General features: G+C 51.2%; 16 protein-coding genes. 6 read left to right on the top strand and 10 right to left on the bottom strand.

Annotated features, from left to right (window positions below):
- The 3 genes from EKM99_RS03475 to EKM99_RS03465 all read left to right on the top strand — a co-directional run.
- A partial coding sequence (locus EKM99_RS03475) for a transposase (RefSeq protein WP_164511503.1) occupies positions 1 to 440 on the top strand: 440 nt, incomplete at its 5' end.
- 378 nt (positions 441 to 818) lie between these two features.
- On the top strand, positions 819 to 1,322 hold the full coding sequence (locus EKM99_RS03470; RefSeq protein WP_125580981.1) for a MarR family winged helix-turn-helix transcriptional regulator: 504 nt from the start codon (positions 819 to 821) through the stop codon (positions 1,320 to 1,322).
- Between the two features lie 957 nt (positions 1,323 to 2,279).
- Positions 2,280 to 4,238, top strand: a complete 1,959-nt coding sequence (locus EKM99_RS03465) for a M13 family metallopeptidase (protein ID WP_125580979.1) — start codon at positions 2,280 to 2,282, stop codon at positions 4,236 to 4,238.
- A 248-nt stretch (positions 4,239 to 4,486) separates the two neighbouring features.
- On the opposite strand, the gene EKM99_RS03460 is transcribed toward EKM99_RS03465, so the two are convergent.
- Positions 4,487 to 5,074, bottom strand: a complete 588-nt coding sequence (locus EKM99_RS03460; RefSeq protein WP_125580977.1) for a cob(I)yrinic acid a,c-diamide adenosyltransferase — start codon at positions 5,072 to 5,074, stop codon at positions 4,487 to 4,489.
- A gap of 761 nt (positions 5,075 to 5,835) precedes the next feature.
- Complete coding sequence (gene nrdJ / locus EKM99_RS03455) at positions 5,836 to 8,085, bottom strand: ribonucleoside-triphosphate reductase, adenosylcobalamin-dependent (protein WP_125580988.1); 2,250 nt, start codon at positions 8,083 to 8,085, stop codon at positions 5,836 to 5,838.
- 565 nt (positions 8,086 to 8,650) lie between these two features.
- Between nrdJ and EKM99_RS03450 the strand changes: the two genes are divergently transcribed.
- Positions 8,651 to 9,154, top strand: a complete 504-nt coding sequence (locus EKM99_RS03450; protein ID WP_125580975.1) for an LURP-one-related/scramblase family protein — start codon at positions 8,651 to 8,653, stop codon at positions 9,152 to 9,154.
- A 907-nt stretch (positions 9,155 to 10,061) separates the two neighbouring features.
- Here EKM99_RS03450 and EKM99_RS03445 read toward each other — a convergent pair.
- The 8 genes from EKM99_RS03445 to EKM99_RS03410 form a co-directional block, all read right to left on the bottom strand.
- Positions 10,062 to 11,075: a LacI family DNA-binding transcriptional regulator gene (locus tag EKM99_RS03445; protein ID WP_125580973.1), complete on the bottom strand. Its 1,014-nt coding sequence runs from the start codon at positions 11,073 to 11,075 to the stop codon at positions 10,062 to 10,064.
- A gap of 1,179 nt (positions 11,076 to 12,254) precedes the next feature.
- Positions 12,255 to 13,718, bottom strand: coding sequence for a UDP-glucose--hexose-1-phosphate uridylyltransferase (locus tag EKM99_RS03440; RefSeq protein WP_125580971.1), 1,464 nt, complete (start codon positions 13,716 to 13,718; stop codon positions 12,255 to 12,257).
- Between the two features lies 1 nt (position 13,719).
- A complete protein-coding gene (galE, locus tag EKM99_RS03435; RefSeq protein WP_125580969.1) occupies positions 13,720 to 14,721 on the bottom strand; it encodes a UDP-glucose 4-epimerase GalE in 1,002 nt (333 codons plus the stop codon).
- Between the two features lie 676 nt (positions 14,722 to 15,397).
- On the bottom strand, positions 15,398 to 16,567 hold the full coding sequence (locus EKM99_RS03430; protein WP_125580967.1) for a galactokinase: 1,170 nt from the start codon (positions 16,565 to 16,567) through the stop codon (positions 15,398 to 15,400).
- A gap of 243 nt (positions 16,568 to 16,810) precedes the next feature.
- Complete coding sequence (locus EKM99_RS03425) at positions 16,811 to 18,250, bottom strand: glycoside-pentoside-hexuronide (GPH):cation symporter (RefSeq protein WP_125580965.1); 1,440 nt, start codon at positions 18,248 to 18,250, stop codon at positions 16,811 to 16,813.
- 62 nt (positions 18,251 to 18,312) lie between these two features.
- On the bottom strand, positions 18,313 to 18,558 hold the full coding sequence (locus EKM99_RS03420; protein ID WP_125580963.1) for a hypothetical protein: 246 nt from the start codon (positions 18,556 to 18,558) through the stop codon (positions 18,313 to 18,315).
- 689 nt (positions 18,559 to 19,247) lie between these two features.
- A complete protein-coding gene (locus EKM99_RS03415) occupies positions 19,248 to 20,981 on the bottom strand; it encodes a phospho-sugar mutase (RefSeq protein WP_125580961.1) in 1,734 nt (577 codons plus the stop codon).
- Positions 20,982 to 21,764: 783 nt separating this feature from the next.
- Complete coding sequence (locus EKM99_RS03410) at positions 21,765 to 22,787, bottom strand: aldose epimerase family protein (RefSeq protein WP_125580959.1); 1,023 nt, start codon at positions 22,785 to 22,787, stop codon at positions 21,765 to 21,767.
- A gap of 255 nt (positions 22,788 to 23,042) precedes the next feature.
- On the opposite strand from EKM99_RS03410, the gene EKM99_RS03405 reads away from it, so the two are divergent.
- Together EKM99_RS03405 and EKM99_RS03400 are read left to right on the top strand one after the other, a co-directional pair.
- Positions 23,043 to 24,164, top strand: a complete 1,122-nt coding sequence (locus tag EKM99_RS03405) for an acyl-CoA dehydrogenase family protein (protein WP_125580957.1) — start codon at positions 23,043 to 23,045, stop codon at positions 24,162 to 24,164.
- 10 nt (positions 24,165 to 24,174) lie between these two features.
- Entirely contained in the window at positions 24,175 to 24,966 is a 792-nt protein-coding gene (locus EKM99_RS03400) for an electron transfer flavoprotein subunit beta/FixA family protein (protein WP_125580955.1), read from the top strand.
- The last annotated feature ends 12 nt before the right edge of the window (positions 24,967 to 24,978 follow it).

The following is a 24,978-nucleotide window of genomic DNA, read 5'->3' as shown; positions in this document are numbered from 1 at the left end:
GGCACCTACGGGTGGTCCTGAAGGCCTCTAGGTCTGTTGATGATTTGTTTTGGCACTTTGAATATTTAGTGACGACCTTAAAGGATGTCACAATCATTGATCTGTTTAGAGCCTATCATAAACGCGGTATTGCCGAGAATTTTATTAAAGAAGCCAAAGAGGGCTTTGGTTTTGACAAAACCAACAGTCATTCTTTTCAAGCTAACAATGTTCGGATGTGGTTAGCGGTTTTGAGTTACACGCTAACCCTCATGTTTAAACAGCTTGTATTGTCATCATCCATGCAAAGCAAGACGATTGGTACTCTCAGATTCCAGCTTTTTCATATCGCTGGTCGAGTGACAACCCATGCCCATAAAATAGTTGTTCATCTCAGCCGAAGTAATCCGTTTATTCAGTTATTTTGGTTTTCTCTTCATCGAATACACCAGCTAGACTAACGAATAAAAAAATGAAAACCTGTAAAATCAAGGGAGTACTGTATCATAAAGCAACACAAAGTGGTGCGCTTGTATCTTTACTTATATCTAAACTTGTAATAATAGTATCCGGCTCAAAAAGGGAGGTCTAAATCGGGAAAATACCGATTTAGACCTCCCTTTTTTCGTTGGAAATTTTGTTGATGAATAATCCAGGTTACATTTTGTGATTAGAATACAAGCTGACTTATCTTAGTCACCTTCCGCGAGCGCAATTATTTTTATCCCCACTCGTGAGGCGGCATAATAACGGTATGCTGAGGTAGTGAAGAAGAGCTGTGATTCAGCTTGCTAACTTTGCTAAACCGGCAACATTCGTTTTTCTAGGGGGAGTTATTTATGCAAAACGAAGATAGAGTATTTGAGACTTTTCTTCGGCAGTACCGCTCGATTTTTCGAGTGTTGATCAATGCCGCTGAACAGATCACCAGTCAGTATTCAGTGAGCTTTGAGCAGTATTTGTTACTGAAACAGATTCACGAGCAACGCAACATCACCTTGAGTGAATTGGCCGATTCAACCCGGACAACGCGTTCGGCAGCGGCCCGGAAGTTGCGTGCTTTACTGTTAGATGGCTTCGTAGAACAAGAAGCCAAGATGGACGACCGCCGGGTTAAATACCTGCGGCTAACCACCAAGGGGGCTAACGTAGAGCACGAGATTCGCCAGGCCTTTCTGCAGAGCGCGACGACTTGGGAAGAGATTCCTAGCGACCTGAGTGGCGAGGACATCAATCAGTTCTTCACCCAGTATCAACAAGACATTGCCGTTTGGGACCGGACGCGGCCTAAGTTCCGCCGCCCCGTCCTTCGCGCCAAGAAGAACGCCGCCAACAACGACTAGTTGCGGAAACCCAGATAGCGGTAACTTCCGTTCCCGGCGGCGAGTTCAAGGTGCCCTGCTGTGGGGCCCGGCTCCAGCCTGTGGAGCGGGCTTCCACCTCGCCTTGAAACCTCACTGAGACCCGTGAGTTTCCAAGGTCGTCCCATGCTCTAAGCTGAGAAAATTCACTCAGCTTAGAGCATCGACACAGCTGGGCACCTTGACTCGCCTCTGGTCACTGATACAGCGACTTGAGTTTCCACAGGCGTTGGCTGGTACGGTTTGATGTTCACTTGTTTTGAAATTAGCTCGTTGCTCCGCTTCATTTAGCCTTTGCAATCCGTGAACAATTTATTTGCCGGTCATGATTAAATGAGTTGTTCACACGACATAGCACCACTGATGCTTCCTATTGTAAAAGGTTAAAAGTACACGAGCTTGTGTTTCAGCCCATTCATCCAGGATTGTAGACTCTTATTAAGAAATTTGCATCAACGTTTTCAGCTACGGGGCGTTCCTCGGTACGTCATTGATGGCGGACAACATGCGTTCAATCTACTTGGTCACGGTAAAAGCAAGTGTGATCAAGCTAAATTTAAGCTCAACCGTGGGATTTTCCAGATAAATTATTCTGGAATATAGCGGCTTTGATATGCAGTTCAAAGCGAGCCGGGAGACCGCTCTTCGACTACCGGTGTCCTACCCACGGCATTCCGACCTAAATTTGGCGAACGCATTAACGCATGTTGCCGCGATCCTTATCGCGCTGAGAAACCCGTTCCAGTAAGCGTCACTGATCTCTAACCCAACTATTTTCAAATCTTAGATTCACGTAAGTCTAGGAGCCACCGACGTGCTCCCAGGCTTATTTTGTTGGCGTTCCTTGGGTATTATGAGAAAAGCATGATAAAACAGTTTCCTTTTACGCGTGAAAGGGTTAACCTGTTGTTAACAAATAGTTTTAAGGAGGATTTCTGTATGCGACTTGATAATTATTCGTCCAACCAAACCCTGCCCACCATGGCTAGTGGTTTCCCGGTGGACACTGCTCGACTGACCGATGACCTGTACGAAGCCGTCAATGGCAAGTGGGCCGAACAAGCGACCATCCCCGGTGACCACTCCTCGACTGGTGGCTTCATGGACCTGGTCGACAACATTGAACACACCCTGATGAGTGACTTTGACGACCTGCTGTCTGGCAAACTCACACCGGCTAATCCCGAAATGGCTGAGTTCAAGAAGCTGTACACCTTGGCGCTTGATTTCGACCAACGGGAAACGAACGGCGTTGCGCCCCTCAAGCCTTACCTGGCCAAAATTGAGGCACTGACCGACTTCAGCGACCTGAACGCCCATTTAGCAGAATGGTTCCTGACCGACCTGCCAACGCCCGTCGACATCAGTGTTGAGCCCGACATGAAGGACACCAGCAACTACGCCCTTTATTTGGACGCACCCAGTCTGATTCTTCCCGATAAAACTTACTACGAAAAGGACAATCCAGCGGCTAAACAACTGATGCCCGTCTTCACCGCTACGGCCACCAAAGTCTTAGTGCTCGCCGGCTACACCGAAGCACGCGCGCAAGAAATTGTTGAACAGGCCAAGGCCTTCGATGCCCAGATTGCGCCTCACGTGAAGTCCGCCGAAGAATCCGCCGACTACGTGAAGATGTACAATCCATTCCCATTGGCTGACATCGACGCCAAGATTGACAACCTCGACCTGACCGGCACGATTAAACAGTTGATCAACGACGTGCCCGACCAAGTTATCTTGCCACAACCAACCTTCTTCGATGCCGCCAACGACCTCTTGACCCCCGCCAACTTTGTTAACTTGAAGAGTTGGATGCTGGTCAACACGGCCCTGAGCGCAACCGGTGCGTTGACCGAAGACTTCCGCCAAATTGGGGGCACTTACCGTCGCGCCTTGTCTGGTCAAAAGGAAGCACGCTCACAGAAGAAAGCCGCCTACTACCTGGCAACCGGCACGTTTGGTCAGGTCGTTGGGGACTACTACGGTCGCAAATACTTTGGCGAAGCTGCCAAGGCCGACGTCCGTGAAATGGTCCTGAAGATGGCGCGCGTTTACCAGAATCGCCTCAAGACCAACGATTGGTTAAGCACCGCCACCAGTCAAAAGGCCATCGTCAAGTTGCAGAAGTTAACCATCAAGGTCGGCTACCCAGACGAAATCGACCCACTCTACAGCAAATTTAAGATCGACGAAACGGTTTCCCTCTTTGAAAACCTGCAAAATATCACGGAAATTGCCATCAAGAATCACTTCGACCACTGGGGCCAACCGGTTGACCGTAAGCGCTGGGACATGAGCGCCAACACGGTTAACGCCTACTACTCCCCATCGAACAACGAAATCGTCTTCCCCGCTGCCATCCTGCAAAAACCATTCTACAGTTTGGACCAACCTAGCAGCGCGAACTACGGCGGGATTGGGGCCGTCATTGCCCACGAAATTTCCCACGCGTTTGACAACAACGGGTCACAATTCGATGAGTTTGGGAACCTGAACAACTGGTGGACCGACGCTGACATGGCCCACTTCAAGGACCTAGCGCAAGCGATGATCGAAGAGTTTGATGGGATTGAATTTGCCGGCCAAAAGGTCAATGGTAAACTGACCGTCTCCGAAAACATTGCCGATGCCGGTGGGCTGAGCTGTGCTTTGGAAGCCGCCAAGTCCTCCACCGAAATCGACTTGAAGGCGTTCTTCATCAACTGGGCCAACGTTTGGCGGATGAAGGCAACCAAGGAATACATGCAACTCCTACTGTCAATCGACGTGCATGCGCCGGCTAAGTTGCGGGCCAACGTGCAGGTCAAGAACCTGGACGACTACTTCAAGACCTTCGACGTCAAGCCAACGGACAACATGTACCTGGCCCCAGAAAAGCGGGTCAAAATCTGGTAGCACCGGTTTAAACGGTCGCCTACCGAGCGGTCAAAATACGCTGGAACGCTGCGGGGAGGACACCCTCTCGGCTGACACTGATTTAACCCAGTAACCGCTCTTTTACCTTTCTGATGGTGGTATCTGTTAACAATTAAATTACTTCTTCCTAGCTCTCGTATCCCTTGTGGTTGCGAGGGCTTTTTTGACCGCAAAGAAGGAACCAGCCCATCCCCTACAGGATTCACTGATTCCTCAAATTTCAGATGCTATTCAGCGTCCTTTTTTGCCTGGCGCCGGGCTTCACGTTCTGCCTTGCGTTCGGCTTTTTCCTTGTTGCTCGGTACTTCTTGGTAGCCGTCCAGGTAGTTCACGTAACGCGCCATGGCGAACAAGTAATCCGACAACCGGTTCAGGTACTTCAGGATAGCGGGTTCCAACGGTTGTTCCAGGTTCAAAGCCACTGCTGACCGTTCGGCACGCCGCGCAACTGTCCGGGCATATTGCAACCGGGCGCCGGCTTCAGAACCACCGGGCAAAATGAACTCGGTCAATTCAGGCGTGCTGTCCATGAAAAAATCGACCCGTTCTTCCAAGGCAGTCGTGTCCGCTAACGTCATTTCCTGGTGGCGCTCCACACTGATGTCGGCCTCCAGCATGTACAATTTGCGTTGCACTTCGCTGATTTCGTCAACCAGTTCCGGCCGCTCACTCAAGCTAGCAACCACGACGCCCAGGTAAGATTGAAACTCATCAATGTCACCCAACGTCACGATCTGCGCATCGGTCTTGGACACCATCTTACCGCTAATCTGCTTCGTCATTCCTTGATCACCAACACGCGTATAAATCTTCATAGTCTCATCCACCTCAGTTTAATTTGACGATTTGAAAAAGAGCATCGCCATTTTCGTTAAAAACGCTACGTTTAGATAATACAAGAAGCATTGATCAATGTACAATCAATGCTTCAAGAATTTCAGATTTAATTTTAAAGTTCAAAACTAACAGCCCACATCCAAGGACACCAACCGGTAAGTTTCCACCTTGCTGCCCCAGCCGGAGGTAGCCAGACAGAGCCCTGTGTCGGTGGCTTTAGACGAGCGGTTCTCTCGTCTTAGGCCACGGCCGAGCTTGTACACTAACGGTTCTTGTGAAAACTTAAATCACAAGTAAAAACCATACAAACAAGGACACCAACCGTTAAGCTTACCGTTGCCATCAGTGGAGGTGACCGGATACGGAGTCCTGTGTCGAGGCTGTTTAATCGGCGATTTTCCGATTTTTCAGCCTGATAATACAAGAAGCATTGATCAATGTACAATCAACGCTTCAAGAATTTCAGATTTAATTTTAAAATTCAAAACTAACAACCCACAACCAAGGACACCAACCGGGAAGTTTCCACCTTGCTGCCTCAGCCGGAGGTAGCCAGACAGAGCCCTGTGTCGGTGGCTTTAGACGAGCGGTTCTCTCGTCTTAGGCCACGGCCGAGCTTGTAGACTCACGGTCTTGTGAGGCTTCAAGTCGCCCTGAAGACCGCCCTTTGGCTTCAGGTCTGCCCCACAGGAGCGGCGTCTGGCTACCGCAGGCGGCAAGCAAACCGCAAGGTAGAACCTTAACGGATTGGGCAGGCACCGCCGGCACAATCGGACTGGTCCACCAGCTCAATATCCTTCTGGTCATGGTTCCCAGTCATCGCAGCGAAGGTTTCCGCCACGTCAGCCGTGATTTCTGCACACTTTTCCGTGTAGGTGTTGGCATCGATAGGTTCCTTAGGCGCTTGCTTGAAGTCGGCGCCGCTGTATGGCAACAGGGACGTGGACTTGATGGTGTTCCGGTACTGCATCAAGAGGTCGCTGATCTGATCGCCCTCTTCTGGCTGGAACGTCACGGTACAACTAACCGCGTTGTCGGACCAGTACGTCTGCAGGAAAGCTTGGGTGGCAAATTGTTCCGCCATCGACACTTCACCAGCGGTCGCAAAAGCAGCTTGATCAGCGTGTGCGGCCTGGACAGGGAATTCCACACACATCGTGTTTTGACTGTAAACGTCGGGTTCGACCTTGTAGCCACTTGCCTTCAAGGCTGGCAGCAGTGGATCGCTGTCCTGGAAGCGAATCCGTTGAATCAGGTAACGGGCATAGTGGAAATGCATCCCTTCAGAAACGCCAGCTAATTTTGCCACGGTCCCAGAAGGCTTCACCGTCGTGTGCTTGATGGATGGTTGGCAACCCAGCGTGTCAGAGTAGTCCTTGTCCGCCTTCACCACGGCAGCATAAAGATCACTGAAGCGTTTAACGGCCGTTTGATTGTAAATGGGGGCCATCACCGTCTTGCCAGTCGTGTCATCGCGCTTGGCCTCAAAACCAGTCACCACGCGGTGTTTAAAGGTCTTCAAAATCCAGTCTTGAATCCCAGACATGGAAACCCCAATCCGCCGGTTCTTTTGGATGGCATCGCGAGAAACTTCCCAGTCATAGTGACTGAACGTGACCCGCTTGGTGTAACGAGCGCCCAAACCAAAGGCGTCTTCTAGTTGCCAACCTTGTTCTTCAGCAACACTTGGGAACACTTCAAAGAGGTTGCAAGGTTCGCCGTTACTCAAAGAAATTTCGCCACAAGGGTTGGTCCCTTCGACGGCTTCGTCGATACCTTCTTGACGGCCATCAATCAAGCGGCCGTAATCACGGGACAGACCCAGGTTAACGATCCCGGGTTCACCGTTGTGTTGAATGGAGTCCGCGATGGGTTGGTAGTCGGTAAAGCTACTGTCAACGGCGACACTGTTGTTGGACGCCCACCGGTGATGGTAGAGCTTGTCCTTATCCTGTTTCATGGTAATAAAGTCATCGTCTTCGGACCCACCCAGGGCGAGTTCAGCGGAACGACGGACGTTCCCAGCAACGACCGTCTTACCGATCATATTGCCCATGTCGGTGCAGTCGACAGCGGTCAGCTTGCGGCCAACTGCGTCGTTTAAAATAGAATTGATATCAAATAACATTTCGACTAATGGCATGGGACCAGAAGCCGTCCCACCGAAGCCGTGGATTGGCGCGTCTTTGGGCCGAATATCGCTAATGTCTAAGACAACTTTAGTTTTGTCATCGGGGTTGGTGCCATCAAAATGGGCATCAATCATGTTGGCGTTGGCCAGAACCCAGCCTTCACGGGTGTCGGGCAAGCGGTAGTAGCGGGTGTCAGCCAAGGAGTTGGCGTGCATCCAGTCGGACTTGTCTACGGCCCCTAATTTCAAGGAAGCGTCGTAGGAGTCACTCTCGCTGTCGATCAGCACGGTCAAATCCACGTGGTTGTCGACCTGGGGCATCTGTTTCACGTTGTTCGGCGTCACGGAGAAGCCGACACCGCCGCCCTTCATCAGTTGATCGAACATGAAGGAAAATGGCATGGAAGCCGCAATCTGTTCAGGCTTCAGGTAACTAGGAATAATGTGGCTGTCCCCATAGGCTTGTGGCCGAACAGCGATGAACCAACAGTTGTTCAGTGCATCCCCGTTCCGATGTTGGTACTCGGTCCCGGAGATCCACAGGTTCCGGCCGGAAGGTGTTGCGGCCAGGCCATAAATCAATTTAAAGAGGTTCTGCGCTTCTTCAGTTAAATCTTCAATCACTTGGGAGTCAACGGTGTCGGCCTGCAAGCGGGGATCGAGGTTAATGTTCCCCTCAACCACCCGTTGCACAGTTTCCGGCCACTCTTCGTTGCGACCCTGTTCTGGGAGCCAGCGTGCGTAGGTCCGCTTGTAGGTTACCCAACCGAGTTCACCCCAATGTGGTGTGACTTCATTTTCTGTTTTGGCGATAAATTCGGGCGTCAAATGTACTGGCGCTGCGGTTTCTACGTTCATCATATCAATCTCTCCCGTTCTTTAAGCTTGTACCACATATGGTATCGCATTTACCGATCGAATACAACATATGGATAAATTTAACTGTCCCCTGGACATTTGAGATTGAGCCGCTACTAACAAATTTGGCCAAAAAAGCAACCATTTTCGTCCGCCCAGTTAATTGTAATTGGACAAACAAACTGCCCCCTACAAGAAGGCTGAAACTGGCAAAGGTGAACGGCCGACACCTGAAGCAGTAAACTAACTGGCTAGAACGCAATTCAAATTCGGAACCATTTGGCCCAGAAAACAAAAAAATTTTAAAAATTTTCCAGCAGTTTTTCGCTCCACCAAGTCACCTTACCAACCACCTGAGATGGCTAGCAAAGCGGTGGACAGACTAGCCGGCGACCCCAATAATGGCCCTGACAAGCCACGAGCCGGCTGGCGGGCATCACTTGCAGTATCTTGCAAGTGACCTCTATATCTCTTACACTAGAGCCTGCCAGTACGCTCAGCGAGGGCACCACGCAAATCTCGTGCGTAACTATTTTGTTCACTGGCATTTCGGGGAGGCACACACATGTACAAACTCTATCTCAAGCAACAAGTCTGGTCATTGCGGGACAAATTTGCCGTTTTAAATGAACGCGATCAACCGGTCTATCAGGTGGTCGGCAGTGTTTTTCAAATAGCCAAGCATTTCGACATTCTAGACCGTAATAAGCGCATTGTGGGCAGCGTCACCAAGAAGCCGCTCACCTGGCAACCGACCTTTTCTTTGGAAATTGGTAGCCAGCAGGTGGCGACGATTCAGAAACGGTTCACCTTTTTCAGTTCGCGCTACGAGTTGTCGGCCGTGGGTTTGGCGGTCACCGGCGACGTCTGGGACATGAATTTTGAAGTCGCCAGGCAGGGGCAGGTCAGTGGCCGCGTTGCTAAGCGCTGGTTCACCGTGGGCGACAAATACGAAATCACAATCATCAACGAGGCAGACGAACTACTGCTAGTAGGCCTGGTCATCGCCATCGCCTATGTCAAACAGATGCAGGCAGGCGCAGCAGCCGCAAACGCTAGCCGGTACTAGCCGGTTGGTACTCTGGATAACTGCCCGAAAGCACCAAAAACGGCCCAGCTAACAGGGATTCAATCCACAAAATTGGTTAAAAATTACCACCTGCGGCTGCCAGAGATTCTGATTATTCTAAACCAGAACGTTGATGAGACCATCGCTGGACTGGCACGTTGGTACGCAATAATTGGCCACAGCCTACGTAGGTGTTTCGGTCTTAATTTGGCGAACGGTAAACTGACGGTTTTAGACTCTGTTGCCCATTCCAGCGGTATACGCCTACTTTGTAGTAGGTGATCCTGGCAGCTTAACTCTCAATCCTTTGCTAACTAACGTAAACAGGCTTAGACCCCCATGAGGACGTCTAAGCCTGTTTACCATTTTATAAATGTATTTTTAAACGTGACTTTGAGCCGCGGCGTTACCACTCAACCACGACGTCCACCCACTCACAACAGAGAAATAGGCCGGTTTAAACAAGTGTTAGCCGCAGGGATGGTGAAAATGAGCCAAGCCGTGGGAATTGCCTAAGCGACGGTTTGCGTCGCTTAGGCAATTGGTATCTTTGAGACGCGCTTCTCAGCGGCTCAAAGTAAGCCTGGAGACCGCCTTTCGGCTCCAGGCGGCCGCCCACAACGATCCGGTCTCAACCACAACATCCACCCACTTCCAGCAAAGAAAATAGGCCGGTTCAAACTAGTATCAGCCGCAGGGCTGGTGAAAATGAGCCAAGCCGTGGGAATTGCCTTAGTGACGGTTTTCGTCGCTTAGGCAATTGGTATCTTTGAGACGCGCTTCTCAGCGGCTCAAAGTAAGTCCAGAGACCGCTTCCCAGGCTCTGGACGTCCGCCCACAGCGATCCGGTCTCATTTTCACCAGCCCGGAGGCGATGACAAACACCAGAGTTAAAACCCAAAAGGGCCTATTTAGAGCCGGTGCTTTCGCGGAGCATGAGTTCAGTCCCCACAGTAACCAACTGTGGCGTAGTCCGACCAGTCTCAAGACGGTTTTCAACCATGTCCACCGCCGTCGCGCCCAGCAACTCCGTATTCACGTGAACGCTGCTCAGCTCGGGGAACACGTACTTCGCAATCGTCGTGTCGTTAAAGCTAAACAGGTTCACCCGTTGCGGCACATCAATGTTATTTTCGTGCAACGCCTTGAGTGCGCCCGCAGCCATCGGATCATTCGTAATGAAAAATGCCGTTGGCAGGTCATCCCCAAGTTGGGCAATGGCCGTTTGCATTTCTTGATAACCGGAATGATTGGTGTAGTCGCCGCCAAAGACCAGCCGCGGATTGTAGGCATCACGCGCCTCCATTTCCCGACGGAATGCCTTGTAACGCGGATCAACGACCTCTAACTGCCCGTCGGTGGTCCATTCACTGCCATAAATTAAGCCCAGTTCCTGTTGGCCTTGCTTGGCGTAAAAATCAACCACTTGGTTCACAGCGAACCGGAAATCAGTGACGACACTGTCGTACCCATGACACAACTGATCCTGATCCACAAAGACCAGGTTCGGCGTCAATTGGGCCATCGCCTCAACCTGCTGGTCACTAAATTTGCCGATGGCGATAATGGCATCAACATCGGGATCAATGGCCTGCAGGTCGTTTTGAAACGTTCGGGTCGCTAAAATTCGCCGTTCTTCACAGCGCTTTTCCAGGCCCAACCGAATCGACATGTAGTACAAATCATCCAGTTCCTTGGTTTTCGAGTACCACTGGACGATGGCAATCTTCAACTGCTTGCTGGGTGAGGCCGTTCGGTGCTTTGACTTGGTGTAGTTCAGCTCCTCTGCGACTTCAAAAATCTGCTTTCTGGTGGACTCACTGACTGACAGCGTCCGGTCGTAGTTCAAGACCCGTGACACGGTTGCCAGGGAGACACCGACTGATTTTGCAATATCCTTTAGCGTGGCTGCGATTGCCATCACCCCCTTCATCTTATTTTATCATTAAACTTACGCGCCGTGGTAACTGATTCCGCCGGGTGGGGCGCGATTCCACCTCCGGTAGTCTAGGTACGCTTCACCCTGTGGGACCCGTCTAAAGCCTGAGAAGCGGTCTTTATACTCGGTTTTGAGGCTTGAAAACCCCAAGTCTCAAAACACGGTCCGTGCTGTAGGACTGGCAGACCACCAGTCCAACACCACTGTCACAGGGTTCGGTACCTAACTACCTCCGGCTCCATCACGTCCCACCCGGCTACACTTACCACGAGCGTCATTTACTTCTGTCATCAATGTAGCGGTTGCTGGGCAATTCTTTTGAATTGGTCCATCGCCAGCCATCTACAATCTGGTACAAACTTATGTACCACTTAAGCTACCCCATCCAGCACACCAAAATTTTCAGTAACCAACCAATTGCTGCCTGGACTAGCTTAACTGGTAAACACTTTGACTACCTAATACAACGTAACCATCAGCCAAAATACGCCGTGACGTGCCCATGGACCACACTTCATCCACTGTGTCAGTGACTAGAGGCGAGTCAACGTGCCCAGCTGTGTCGATGGCCTTAGCTGAGTGATTTTCTCACGTTAGGCCATGGGACGACCTTGGCGACTCACGGTTCTTAGTGAGGCTTCAAGTCGAGGCGGAAGACCGCTCCTCAGGCTGGAGCCGGGCCCCACAGCAGGGCACCTTGAACTCGCCGCCGGGAACGGACTCCACCACCAATGGCTAATCGTTGCCTAAACGTCACATGGGGTTGAGTCGCTTAGCATGGCCAACGCCACCCCAAGCCACGACAACCCCATGGTTTGCGTATCCGATTCAACTATAGTCGATCAAGAACCTCAAATCACTATTAAGTGATACAACAAATAACAATCATCAGTCCACAACCGACGTCACAGTGCCAACGACTAAGACCAGTGAACCGCAAATCTACGGTCTGAACCAGTGTTAGCCGCAGGGCTGGTGAAAATGAGCCAAGCCGTGGGAATTGCCTTAGTGGCGGTTTACGCCGCTTAGGCAATTGGTATCTTTGAGACGCGTACTTCAGCGGCTCAAAGTAAGCCCGGAGACCGCCTTTCGGCTCCGGGCGCCCGCCCACAGCGATTCGGTCTCATTTTCACCAGCCCGGAGGCGCTGGCAAAGGACCGTTTAGATTTGCGCGATGAACTGGTCTAAGGCCGCTTGGCCCTTGGCGTTGCGTTTGAAGACGCCGGCGTCGGCCAGAACCCGGGCGAAGACATCGCCAATCGCTTGGTGCAACACCGTAGTGACGTTCTCTGGCTTCAACTGGTTGTGTTGCTTGATGTCATCGGCCCAAGCCCGATGCATGTCCGCCATCTCGTTGGGCTGGTCGAGCAAGTATTTCGTGACTTCCGCCATTTCATCCTTGAGCCGTGCTGGCAGGATTGCCCGCCCCATGACTTCGATCAGACCAATATTTTCCTTCTTGATGTGTTGGACATCCTGGTGCGGATGGAAAATACCATCGGGATAGGTGGTCGACGTTTGGTTGTCTCGCAGGACAATGTCCAAAACGTAGTCGGCGCCATCCCGGTACGCGATAGGCGTGACCGTGTGATGCCGAGTCCCATCCGTGTAAGCCCGGACGTCAACGCTCTCGTCTGAATAGTCGATCCAGCTGTTTAAGACCTTCGTTGCGGCATTGATCAGTGGTTCTGGCTGGCTCCCACGCAAGCGGATGTCCGTCATTGGCCAGTCGACAACGCCCGCGGTAACCCCGTCAATACCGAGGTCAATTTCACGGTCGATGCCGGCCTTCATCATTGGAAAGTTGTGCTTACCGCCTTGGTAGTGGTCATGCGTCAACATGGATCCCCCAACGATTGGCAAGTCAGCGTTACTGCCGACAAAGTAGGTTGGCAACGTCCGCACGATTTCCAGCAAGTTGGTAAACGTATGCTGGTTGATAATCATTGGCCGGTGTTCTTGGGCCAAGAAGATTGCGTGCTCTGAGAAATAAGCGTACGGGGAGTACTGGAAGCCCCAGGTCTCGCCACCCAGCATCAGGCGGATAATCCGGTGATTGCTACGGGCGGGATAGCCCAAACGGCCCAGGTACCCTTCGTTCGTCATGCACAGTTGATCCAAGGGGTAGCTGGTACTCTTCTGGGTCAAGGCTGCGGCAATGGCTTTGGGGTCCTTTTCCGGTTTCGACAGGTTGATGGTGATTTCTAATTCACCAGCCGCAGTCTTGGCCGGGAAGACCACATTTTTCGCGATATTCCGGGTCTTGATATAATTATTATTTTGACTCAACTGGTAGAACCAGTCGGTCGCCTTACTAGGATTGTCCTGGTACCGGTCCCAGAAACCGCGGTTCAACGCGGATGGTAGTGGTGTCATGAAGTCCATCAATTGTGATTCCAAGATTTCCTTGGGACTTGGTGAATCTTCAACTTTACCGTTGGCGACGGCCGTTTCGATCATGGCGTTAACCAGGTCAATGGGCTCGTCGGAAGCAGCGGCCCGCGCCACACCGTCACCAATCAAGGCGAAGATGCGGTTCGTGACGTACTGCCGGTCCAGTTCCGTGTAAGGCGCTGGGGAGGAAACGATATGATCAATGAACGTTTGAATTGTGTCTTTGGCCATCTTACTTCGCCTTCCGGTCGTTGTAGCCTTGTGGATGCGTTTGCTTCCAGTTCCAGGCCGTCCGAATGATGTCTTCAACGTTGTCAAATTGTGGTTGCCAGTTCAAGACTTCACGCGCCTTGTCACTAGCAGCAATCAACGTGCTAGGATCACCGGCACGCCGTGGGGCCATTTTGGCAGGGATTTCCTTGCCGGTCACTTTGCGAGCTGCTTCCAGCATTTCTTTGTTGGAGAACCCAGTTGAAGAACCGAGGTTAAAGGCATTGCTGTCGTTGCCGGCCTTCAGGTATTCCAGCGCTAAAATGTGGGCGTCGGCTAAGTCCACTACCTGGACGTAATCCCGAACGTTGGTCCCATCCTTGGTTGGGTAATCGCTACCGAAGATGGACAATTCCTTGCGTTCGCCAGCGGCTACCTGCAAGATAATTGGGACCAAGTGGGTTTCTGGATGATGGTCTTCACCAATGCTGCCGTCTTCCTTGGCACCGGCAACGTTGAAGTAGCGTAAAGCCACAAACTTGATGCCGTAAGCCTTGTCAGACCAGCCCATGATCTTTTCCATCATCAGCTTGCTTTCACCATAAGGATTGGTTGGGATCTGGGGATCCGTTTCCTTGATAGGGATTTGCTTGGGTTCACCGTAAGTTGCGGCGGTTGAAGAGAAGACAATCCGTTTCACGTTGTGCTTGTTCATGACTTCCAATAAGGAAATCATGCCGGCCGTGTTGTTGTCGAAGTATTTCAAAGGCTTTTCCATGGATTCAGGGACGATGGAGAAGGCTGCGAAATGCATAACCCCTTCAATGTCTTCCTTATCAAAGACGTCGTTCAGGAAAGCCTGATCGTGGATGTCTCCTTCATAGAAACGGGCCTTGTCGTTCACTGCGGCCCGGTGACCGGTGACTAAGTTGTCAACTACGGCAACATCATAACCCTTTGTGATTAAACGATCTACGGCGTGGGAGCCGATGTAACCGGCACCACCTAAGACTAAAACTGTCATTGATCAATTCCTCCTCAATTATGTAGCTTCGTGGTTAACGCCTTGTCCGCCTGCGGCCGTTAGGTATTCCGCTCCTGTGGGGACCACCCGAAGCCAAAATGCGGTCTTCGGGTTCGCCTTGAAGCCTTGCAAGAACCACAAGGCTCCAAGGTCGTCCCGTGCTGTAAGCCCGGAAATTCACCGGGCAAACACCACCGACACAGGTGCTCCATACCTAACTGCCTCCGGCTACGGCAACAACCACTAACCTGCACGCACTCTTTCCATTGCCTGTCTTGGTTGGTGGTTGGCGTTGTCTCGTCGTTAACCATAAAACTTTAGTACATTCATCTATTATAAAACTTATGCGTTATTGGTGTTAAGTTGTTTCGACGATTTGGTCGTTACTGGTTGGACTGGTTTGGCGACTGGTCGTTGCCAGTTCGATTGCCGAAACGTGCTACTACCGGGCAGCTAGTTCCGCTTAACCCCACTAATCCAAGAATCCAGGTTCGAGATTCCCGGCTTAGTGACGTTAATGCTCGCTAGCTAACCGCCCTTCGTACCACTCTTACTTTTGAAACGTGCTACTGCCGGGCAGCCGGTTCCGCTTAACCCCACAAGACCAATAATCCAGGACCAGGATTATTCGCCTTGTGACGTTAATGCTCGCCGACTAACCGCCCTTCGTACCACTCTACTTCGTTAATTCCTTAGGGCCGTCCGCAATTTCTGCGACGTAGAATTCTGCCTTGTGGCCGATGGTGTCTTCGTAGACCTTGCCAACTGCTGCTTCAAAGGCTTCTACGTTGCTCTTCTTGACGATGGCAATGGCACAGCCACCGAAGCCGGCACCGGTCATCCGGGCGCCTAAGACACCTGGTTGTTCCCAAGCCGTTTCAACTAACGTGTCTAGTTCCTTACCCGTTACGGCAAAGTCGTAGTGCAAGGAAATGTGGGAGGCGTTAACCAAGTGGCCGAAGCTTTCGAGGTCACTCTTTTGCAGAGCGGCGAAGGCCTTCAAGGTCCGTTGGTTTTCGAAGACAGCGTGACGGGCGCGCTTGATCAAGGTTTCGTCATTGATCAGGTAAGCGTTTTGGTCAAATTGGTCTTCGTTCAAGTCACCCAACGTCTTGATGTCGAGCTTCGTTTGCAGACGACGTAAGGCTTCTTCACATTGCGCCCGGCGTTCGTTGTACTTGGAGTCGGTCAACTCACGGCGCTTCTTGGTGTTCATGATGACCACCACGTTATCGCCCAAGTCCAGCGGTGCGTATTCGTAACCCATGGTGTTGGTGTCCAGCAGCATGGCTTGGTCTTTCTTCCCCATACCGATGGCAAATTGGTCCATGATCCCGGTGTTCAAACCGAAGTAATCATTTTCAACTTGTTGGCCAACCTTAACCATTTCGACTTCGTCCAGCTTCATGTCATATGCGGCATGGAGGATTTCACCCATCAACATTTCCATGGATGCGGAGGAAGATAAGCCAGAAGCGTCTGGTAAGTTCCCGTGCACGAAGAGGTCAAAGCCATGGTCGATGGTTAAGTTTTGCTTGGCCAGCTCGAACAGCATACCCTTCAGGTAGTTGGCCCAGTTATCAGCCTTGTCAAATGCTAAGTTGTCCAGTGAGAACTTCAGCATGCCGGCGTCTGGCACGTTAGCCGAGTAGACGCGGAATTGCTTGTCATCACGAGCTGAGTAAGCGGCGTAGGTTCCCATGCTGATAGCAGCTGGGAAGACGTGTCCACCGTTGAAGTCGGTGTATTCACCGATTAAATTGATCCGGCCGGGGGAGAAGAACACCCGTTGTGGTGCGACATCAAATTTTTCTTGGTATTCAGTTGCTAAGCTGGCGAAATCCATGGCTATTAACTCCTTAATAAATTTTTAGTAAAACTTTACTACAATTATCATAGTCGCTTTCAGCGGCAATGTCAATGAATTTGTGAAGCGCTTTCTTTACCGATATACGGTGGCTCTCACCATTTGATAGTGGCCGTTTCACCCCTCGCATCAGCCCCACTACTGCTCCTACAGCAGCGGTCATATCCAGCGCATTCTACAGAAAAGCCCCAGGTCATTATCCTGAGGCTTCCTAAGTCTAAATTAGTCTTCAGTTGTCGCCTTTTCTGCGGCTTCTTCTTCGACTTTTTCATTTTCTAATTTACTTTCCAACTTCTTAACGATTTCCGCATGCTTCTCTTCAGACAAGGTAACCTTGAACTGGTAGATCAAAGCGGAAACAATCAACAGAATCATTGGCATGTAGAAGATGAAGGAATGGAAGATGAACATTCCGTGAGAGGTAATATCGCTAGGCTTAGCGTTACCAGTCATCCCGGCGTGAACGGCCGCAATAACAACGATCCCAGTTGAGAAGGCCCCAGCTAATTTATCAATCAAAGGACGAACGGACAACGTAACGGATTCGTTCCGCGTGCCGTTCTTCCATTGGCCATATTCCACGCTGTCGGTGATGGTCATCAGAGCAGCTAAGAAAATCATTGGGTATGGGAAGAAGAAGATGGCATCGGCGATGTACATCATGATGGCACTGTCGCCGGCAAAGTTAAACAGAATGTAGCCGACTAACATCATGCAAATCCCACCGACGTAAACCCCACGCCGACTGATCTTGGAAACGATGATTGGGAACAGTGGTACGGAAATGATTCCCAAGAAGGCCGTGACAATACCAATGATACTGTAAGCAGCGGCGTTACCAATGACGTAACGGAAGTAGTAGATCAACAGTGAGTTGGTAACCACGTAGCTCAAGGCAAACAACAGGTATGAGAACCCTAACCACATCAATTGGTCATTTTCACCAATAACTTTGAAGACGTCACGGAACCGCGTCCGTTCAGTGTTTTCACGAATCAAGTTCTTGGTTTCTTTCGTTCCAAAGAAGGTAGCCAAGGCACCTAACAGTGAAACCAACCCAATAACAGTTGCGAACCCTAACCAACCGGCACGGGTTTGGGTGCTCCCATGACTGCCGGAGAACATTTGTGAGAAGTAGATAACCAATGGGGTAACAACAATGATAACCCCTTGGGAACCCAAGGTAGAACCGAAACGACCAACAGTCCCGAAACGGTTACGAACCTTGGTATCAACACTCAAGGCTGGTAACATGGACCAGAATGAAATATCTTTGAATGAATAGAAGATATCCATGATGACGAAGACGATCCCGAAGAGCATGAAGTACATCGATGAGTTCGAATCTGCTAAGCCAAACAGGCTAGAGAACATCAGGATCAACCCAACGGAACTGACGATGGCCCCGGCAAGTAACCAAGGCTTGAACTTACCCATCTTGGTATCGGTGTTGTCGACCATCCCACCAATCATGGGGTCAAAAGCAATTTCAATTAAACGAATAACAACAACCATCGTGGTAACGATTCCAGCCTCAGCAGCGGAACCCTTACCAACGAATAAGGCACTGGTAACAAAAATAGCAAAATAAGTATTAAGTGTTGCGTAGAAGGCATCGTGTCCAAATGCCCCTAAAGCATATGATAGATATTGCTTAACCATTATCTCTTTCACACCTTTCACGGGAGAAACGTTTCTAACGACTAATCGGTGACCACTGCGTATTAGTGGTACCGGTGTTCAATGATCTTGGAAAGAACATCTTCCCGTTGTTGCGCCTTCGCCATATCGAACTGGGATTCTTCCAGTTGATTAAAGTCTTGCGCCAATAATGTTGCTTCCAGGTAAAGGGTCAGTTGTCGTTTGATGTACAACTTATTCTCTTCGTCTGGATACTGAGCGTTCCCGCCCAAAACAGCAGCAGCGAACTCTGCTGGATCCAACGTAATCTTGTCATCCTTCTTAGCCATTTTGAAACACCTCTGTTTTCTAAAATAAAATTTAGCTAAATCTGGTAAAACTACCGCTTGCCATTTCAGTAAAATGTAAGCGCTTTACAATCATTATTCTAAGGACATCTCCGCTTAAATGCAACCACTTTCGTTGTGTAATACTGAACTAAGTATTCCGGTACGCCGCAATTGTAAGCGATTGCAATCGGTTGCAATTTCTTGATAAAAAATTTAGTAAAACTTTCTAGTAAAGTCGTCAGCGATTGTCGGCCTATTAACTATTTTGGTGTTTTATTTTGAAAGTTTGTGAAAATGAACGATTGAGTGGTAACCGTCAAGAAACAAGGACCAGCAACCAAACAAGAGCAAGCCGCCCCTGCAAACCGTCGCCAACTGACACAAGCCACTAAGCAATGTAAACAAAAAGCAGCATGCCACCCACCCCGCTCAGGAGGTAAGGCAACATGCTGCAAAGTAATCAGATTAAAGACTCATAAACCACCTATAAATCAGGTTAAGTCGATGTCAGCCGTGAGGACAGAAAAAATGGGCTCAGCCGGGGGATTTCCTGTGTGTTCTTCTCAGGAAATGGTGCTTTTAAGACTTGGTTCTCAAAGGCTTAAAACAAGCCCGGAGACCGCCCTTTGGCTCCGGGCGTCCTGCCCCCAGCGTTCCAGCCCATTTTTTTCTGTCCGGTAAGGCGAAAACTACTTAACCGAATTAACGTATTGCTTTAAAGCGGTCTCGTAACTGGCCAGCCGCTTTTGTGCCGCGGCGTCCGTCGTGTCACTGGCCCCAATGTAGAACTTCACTTTCGGCTCAGTCCCAGAAGGCCGGATGCAGATCCAGGTGCCATCGCTCAGCCAGTATTTCAAAACGTTCGACTGTGGCAGATCAATCGTGCTGGTCGTGCCATCGGCTGCCGTCTTGGTGCTGGTTGAAAAGTCTTCGACCGTCTCAATGGTGCTGTCGGCAAAGGACTTCGGTGCATTTTCCCGGAACTCACTCATCAAGTGGGCCATCTGGTCAGCCCCATCGACGCCTGGGAATTCCTCAAACGTGGTCTTCTCAGCAAAGTAGCCGTAGGTCGCGTAGAGTTCTTCGATGCCGTCGTAGAGGGTCATGCCGCGCTGCTTGTAATCGGCAGCGACTTCGGCCAAGAGCACCGTCGACTGGATGGCATCCTTGTCGCGCACGAATGGCTTGATCAAATAACCATAACTTTCCTCAAAACCAAACAGGAAGGTATGCTCATGGGTCGTTTCGTATTCATGAATCTGTTCCGCAATAAACTTGAACCCAGTCAGCACGTTCTTCATTTCCACGCCGTAAGCGGCCGCAATCTTGGTCGCCAGCTCGGTAGAAACGATGGACTTCACTACGCGACCGTTAGCGGGCAACTGACCAGCTTCTTTGCGGGCCTTTAAAATATAAGCCAACAAAATTGAAGCAATCTGGTTTCCCGTCAACAGTTGGTATTCGCCGTCTGGTTGGCGCACAGCGGCACCCAACCGGTCAGCATCGGGATCGGTGGCCACTAACAGGTCAGCGCCCTCCTTCTTCCCCAGCGCAATCGCCATGTCAAAGGCCTGAGCGAACTCAGGATTGGGAAACGGCACCGTTGGGAATTCAGGATCGGCAATCGCCTGTTCGGGCACCATGGTAAAGTTTTCAAACCCCGCGCCACGCAAGGCCCGTTCGCCAATCACTTTCCCCGTCCCGTGGAGTGGCGTGTAGATCAGCTTCATGCTCTTCCCCACTGAGTGGACCAGGTCATGGTTGATTGTCACGCTCTCAACGTTTTGCAGGTAAGGTTGGTCGACGTCTTCACCGATGATCTGTAAGGTCTTGGCGGCCCGCAGTGCTTGTTCGTCGGCCACGGCAATCGCAAAGACGTCCTTAGCGGAGCGGACAAAATCGGTAATCATGTCGGAAGCCTTAGGCGGCATTTGCCCACCGTCTGGCCCGTAAATTTTGTACCCGTTGTATTGCTTCGGGTTGTGGCTGGCCGTAATCATGATGCCCATGGCCGTGTTCAAATGGCGCACGGCAAAGGACAGCTCGGGTGTGGGCCGCATGTCATCGAAGACAAAGCTAGGAATATTGTGCGCACCCAACACGTGAGCGGCCTCGTGAGCAAAATCACGGGAGTGGTAGCGGGAATCAAAGCTGATGGCAACCCCGCGTTGCTTAGTGGCGTCGTCCAGGGTATCCAAATAACGGGCGACCCCTTCAGTGGCTTGCCGAACCGTGTAAACGTTCATCTGGCCAATGCCGGGTCCCATCACGCCACGCATGCCGGCGGTCCCAAAACTCATGGGCGCGGTAAACGCGGCTTTCTTGGCGTCATCATCGTTAGCGATGGCGTCGAGGTCGTGCTTGATGTAAGGAATCATCGTTTGCTGTTGTTGCCAAACTTGATAATTATCTTGCCAACTCATGTTCAAATCTCTCCTTATACTTTACATTTTATGCGGGGTTAACGCGACGGGTCCAGCGCCTCCAGGCTGGTGAAAATGGGACTGGAGCGCTGTGGGCGGGCGCCCGGAGCCAAAGAGCGGTCTCCAGGCTTACTTTGAGCCGCAAGAAACGCGTCTCAAAGATACCAATTTCCTAAGTGGCAAAGCCACTAAGGAAATTCCCACGGCTAAGCCCATTTTCACCAGCCCTGCGGCTTACGTTGCGTTAAACAGCAACAGTGTATTCACTAACGTTAGCCTGCCACCACTCAACAGATGAATAATCGAGTTTGGCGACAATCGACCGAAAATACATTGGCACCATACCAAATGTATTTTCAGCCGACAGTAATTTGAACTGACATCAGTGAACTACACAAATCATATCATTAATTTTATTTATTCCGTTTAAACATGACCGCCAGCAACCAAGAAAGTTAACCGGCGATCACAAGCTTGACCGCGACCTTGCTTAAAAGGCAAAACCAAAACAAGGACAGAGCCACACCACCAGTCACCCACGAATCCTACCATACAATCGTAAGTTCGGCGGCGTTGTGTCAGCTGAAGGTGGCTAGGTACGGACGACCAGTGACGAGTTTCTTTGGTCGGGCGTTCTTCCCGGCCTTAGAAACTGGGACGTGCTTAAGACTTGCGATTTTTGCAAGGCTTAAGTGCGCCTGTGGAGACCGATTTTCGGCTCCACAGGTTGCCCCACAGGTCGGGAGTACCTAGCCGCCGAAGCGGCAGGACACAACCAACCCGTTACTTACGAACGTATTGGTAGCTGATGAAGTGCGTGACAGGTTGGTTGGCGGGAAGGATGACGTCGCCGAAATCGGCATGGTGAATCGCATCCGGCAAAGTCTGCGCCTCCATAGCCAAAGCATTGTAATCCCGAGCATCAGCGCGTTTAGCGTCAGTAGGATTAGCCGTGAAGACAACCAAAGCATTCCGGTCGGAATAAACTTCAACTTCACGGTGACCGCCTTCATCACCAACAGTGGCGATTGGGGTGTCCTTGCTAGGTTCAACGACAAAGGCATCGTCGTATTCGACTTGACCCGTCTTGTGCAGTTGGTCCAAACCATCTTTGATAGTCCGGGGCTTGCTGAAGTCGTAACCGGTACCGGCAGTCTTGATCATTTCGCCGGTGGGAATCTTTTCGCCGTTTAAGACCAGGCGTTTGTCACCACTCAGCTTCAACCATTGGTCGTCCAAGCTGTGTTGATCGTCAGTGACGTTAAAGTAGGTGTGGACCGTTGGGTTGAACAGCGTGGCGGCATCACTCTTGGCGTCAAAGGTAATGTCCAAGCGGTTCTCTTCCGTCAACGTGTACGTGATGGTGGTTGCCATGGTACCAGGATACTTGTCATCGGCCTCAGTAGACGTATGGGTCAGCACAACGCTAGCTGTGTCCGTCGTTTCAGTCGTCGTGGCATCCCAGTTGGCAAAAGTAAAGCCGTGAGGGCCACCGTGGCTGGCGTTTGGCTTTTCGTTTTGGTCCAGGTGCGTCGTCTTACCGTCGATTTCAAATTGCGCACCGGCAATTCGGCCAGCGACCCGGCCTAACGCTTGGCATAAGTAGTATGGGTTGTGATCGTAGCCCTTCAAGTCTGGCAGGTTAACAATCAGGTTGTGCGTTTGGCCGTCTTCGACCACGCTAAATTCCTGTAAGGTTGCCCCCCAAGTCAGGATGGCGACACGTGTTCCTTGTTGGTTCGTGAGTAAGTACTTCGTAACTTCTTGCTGGTTCAACGTCCCAGCTGCGCTTTTCGTAATTTCCATAATAATCGAGCACCTCCATATAAGAATCCGTTTTCATTGTACTCTAACCGGGCTCAAAGTACCAATTTATTTACTAAATTTTCCTAGAACTTTTACCTCTTTGTATTCTTCCAGCGAATCCGAATTATTCCTAGTAGGCATGATGGATATTCAACAATCATAAACTTTCACTGGACTTATCAATTGATTATTCGCTATACTGGCCTCAATCGTTCAATACGTCACAATTTGTGCTTGCTTAAGGAGGAAATATTTATGCCATCTACAACTGCTGCTGCCGAGAAACTGTTACTACAAATGGTCGACGACTACACCGCCCGGGAAATCAGTCCCTACGATATGTCCATGGACGCTGCTCAGGACTTCCCAGAAGGCTTCATTGATCAGCTGACCGCGACCGGTTTCTTAGGCCTCATGCTTCCCCAAGAATTCGGCGGTGCTGGCTTCGGCCCCGAGGTTACAGCAACCGCGCTAAACCACATCGCCCGGGGAAATGCTAGTACAGCAGTCACCCTTGAGGGCCATTTTAAAACGATTGACCAAATCCTTAAATTCGGGACGCCAGCCCTGCAACAAGCGCTGCTCCCCTCCGCTAATGACCGGATCTTCGCCTTTTCCATGACCGAAGCCTCCGGTGGCTCCAACCCGATGGGTATCAGCTCCACCGCCACTCGTGAAGGAGATCACTGGGTCATTAACGGCGATAAAATTATGATTACCAACGGCGGCTTGGCCCAGGTCTACTGTGTCCTGGTCAAGACTGCTCCCGCCGAGCTCTCCGTCTTCGTGGTGGACCAAGACATGCCCGGATTTTCATTTGGCAAACGCGAAGACTTCATCGGTCTGCGAGGCACGCCAGTTGGTGAAGTGGTGATGGACCACATCGTCGTGGATGACGACCACCTGCTGGGCAAGCTCGGCGATGGCGGCCTGATTGGGGATTCCGCCCACGACGACGCCCGCGTTCTGATGGGTGCCGTGTTGACCGGCATCATGGAACACGAACTGAAGATTGCGACCGACTACGCCAAGGAGCGCAAGGCCGGCGATAAACAGCTGACCGAACTCCAAGTGACCCACCGCAAAGTGGCCGACATTGCCATGCGTAAGGAAACCACGAAGCTGCTGTACCAACGCGCCGCCCAGCTCAAGGCTGCCGGTCAACCGTACAGTGAAGAAGCCGCAATGGCCAAGGCCCACGGTTCCCGCTCCGCCGTTAGTGCTGGTGACGATGCCCTGCAAATTTTAGCGGGTTACGGTTACAGTCGTGAATACCCGGTAGAACACCTGATTCGCGACGCCCGGGCGATGGAAATTGCCGAAGGGACCGTCGAGAAGATGCGCTCCGCCATTGCCAACGCTGAATTTAATAAATAGGAGGTTCCCCATGAAAATTGTGGTTTGTATCAAACAAGTTCCAGAAACCAACGACGTCACGATTGACCCCGTCACCCACAACCTGGATCGCCGTGGCCTGGCCGGTGTGATGAATCCATTTGATAAAAATGCCATCGAACTGGCGCTGACCTTGAAGGATAGCCGTGACGACGTGCAGGTCGCCCTCCTGACGATGGGCCCCGACGACTACGCCGAATCCCTGCGCGAGGGCATGGCCATGGGCGCCGATGAGGGATACCTCCTGTCTGACCGGGCCTTTGCCGGTGCCGATACCTTGGCGACCGGTTACGTGATTGCTCAAGCCCTGAAGAAAATCGACCACGCCGACCTGATTTTATTTGGTCGCCAAGCCGTTGACGCCGATACCGGTCAGGTGGGCCCCATTGTGGCTGAATTTCTCCACCAACCACAAATCACCTACGCGGCCAGCTTACGACTGAGTGGTGCCAATGAAGTCACAGCCGAACGCCTGCTGGAGGACACCAAGCAGACGCTGGTTGCCCAACTGCCCGCCGTGGTTAGTGTCCGGAGCGAACTCAACACGCCGCGTTATCCCACGCCACGTAACATTCAGCTCAGCTTTGCCAAGTCCCTCACCGTTTGGCACCACGACGACCTCGACCTGGACGATTCTCGTTTGGGCCAGGCCGGTTCACCCACGATTGTGACCAAGGTCTACGCGCCAGAGCCGGTCAAACGGGAGCTAACGCCACTGACCGGTACGCCGAGTGAGGCCGCCAGCCAGTTGATCAAGGCGCTGAAGGAACGACAACTAATCTAAGGAGGAAGCTGC

The sequence above is a fragment of the Levilactobacillus cerevisiae genome (assembly GCF_003946245.1).
Taxonomy (GTDB): domain Bacteria; phylum Bacillota; class Bacilli; order Lactobacillales; family Lactobacillaceae; genus Levilactobacillus; species Levilactobacillus cerevisiae.
The sequence above is the reverse complement of the archived record's forward strand: the minus strand, read 5'-3'. Positions and strand labels throughout refer to the sequence as shown.

Excerpts from the sequence above, each read along its gene's own strand:
- EKM99_RS03470 (WP_125580981.1), top strand. The coding sequence starts at position 819 with ATGCAAAACGAAGATAGAGTATTTGAGACTTTTCTTCGGCAGTACCGC.
- EKM99_RS03465 (WP_125580979.1), top strand. The coding sequence starts at position 2,280 with ATGCGACTTGATAATTATTCGTCCAACCAAACCCTGCCCACCATGGCT.
- EKM99_RS03460 (WP_125580977.1), bottom strand. The coding sequence starts at position 5,074 with ATGAAGATTTATACGCGTGTTGGTGATCAAGGAATGACGAAGCAGATT.
- nrdJ (WP_125580988.1), bottom strand. The coding sequence starts at position 8,085 with ATGAACGTAGAAACCGCAGCGCCAGTACATTTGACGCCCGAATTTATC.
- EKM99_RS03450 (WP_125580975.1), top strand. The coding sequence starts at position 8,651 with ATGTACAAACTCTATCTCAAGCAACAAGTCTGGTCATTGCGGGACAAA.
- EKM99_RS03445 (WP_125580973.1), bottom strand. The coding sequence starts at position 11,075 with ATGGCAATCGCAGCCACGCTAAAGGATATTGCAAAATCAGTCGGTGTC.
- EKM99_RS03440 (WP_125580971.1), bottom strand. The coding sequence starts at position 13,718 with ATGGCCAAAGACACAATTCAAACGTTCATTGATCATATCGTTTCCTCC.
- galE (WP_125580969.1), bottom strand. The coding sequence starts at position 14,721 with ATGACAGTTTTAGTCTTAGGTGGTGCCGGTTACATCGGCTCCCACGCC.
- EKM99_RS03430 (WP_125580967.1), bottom strand. The coding sequence starts at position 16,567 with ATGGATTTCGCCAGCTTAGCAACTGAATACCAAGAAAAATTTGATGTC.
- EKM99_RS03425 (WP_125580965.1), bottom strand. The coding sequence starts at position 18,250 with ATGGTTAAGCAATATCTATCATATGCTTTAGGGGCATTTGGACACGAT.
- EKM99_RS03420 (WP_125580963.1), bottom strand. The coding sequence starts at position 18,558 with ATGGCTAAGAAGGATGACAAGATTACGTTGGATCCAGCAGAGTTCGCT.
- EKM99_RS03415 (WP_125580961.1), bottom strand. The coding sequence starts at position 20,981 with ATGAGTTGGCAAGATAATTATCAAGTTTGGCAACAACAGCAAACGATG.
- EKM99_RS03410 (WP_125580959.1), bottom strand. The coding sequence starts at position 22,787 with ATGGAAATTACGAAAAGCGCAGCTGGGACGTTGAACCAGCAAGAAGTT.
- EKM99_RS03405 (WP_125580957.1), top strand. The coding sequence starts at position 23,043 with ATGCCATCTACAACTGCTGCTGCCGAGAAACTGTTACTACAAATGGTC.
- EKM99_RS03400 (WP_125580955.1), top strand. The coding sequence starts at position 24,175 with ATGAAAATTGTGGTTTGTATCAAACAAGTTCCAGAAACCAACGACGTC.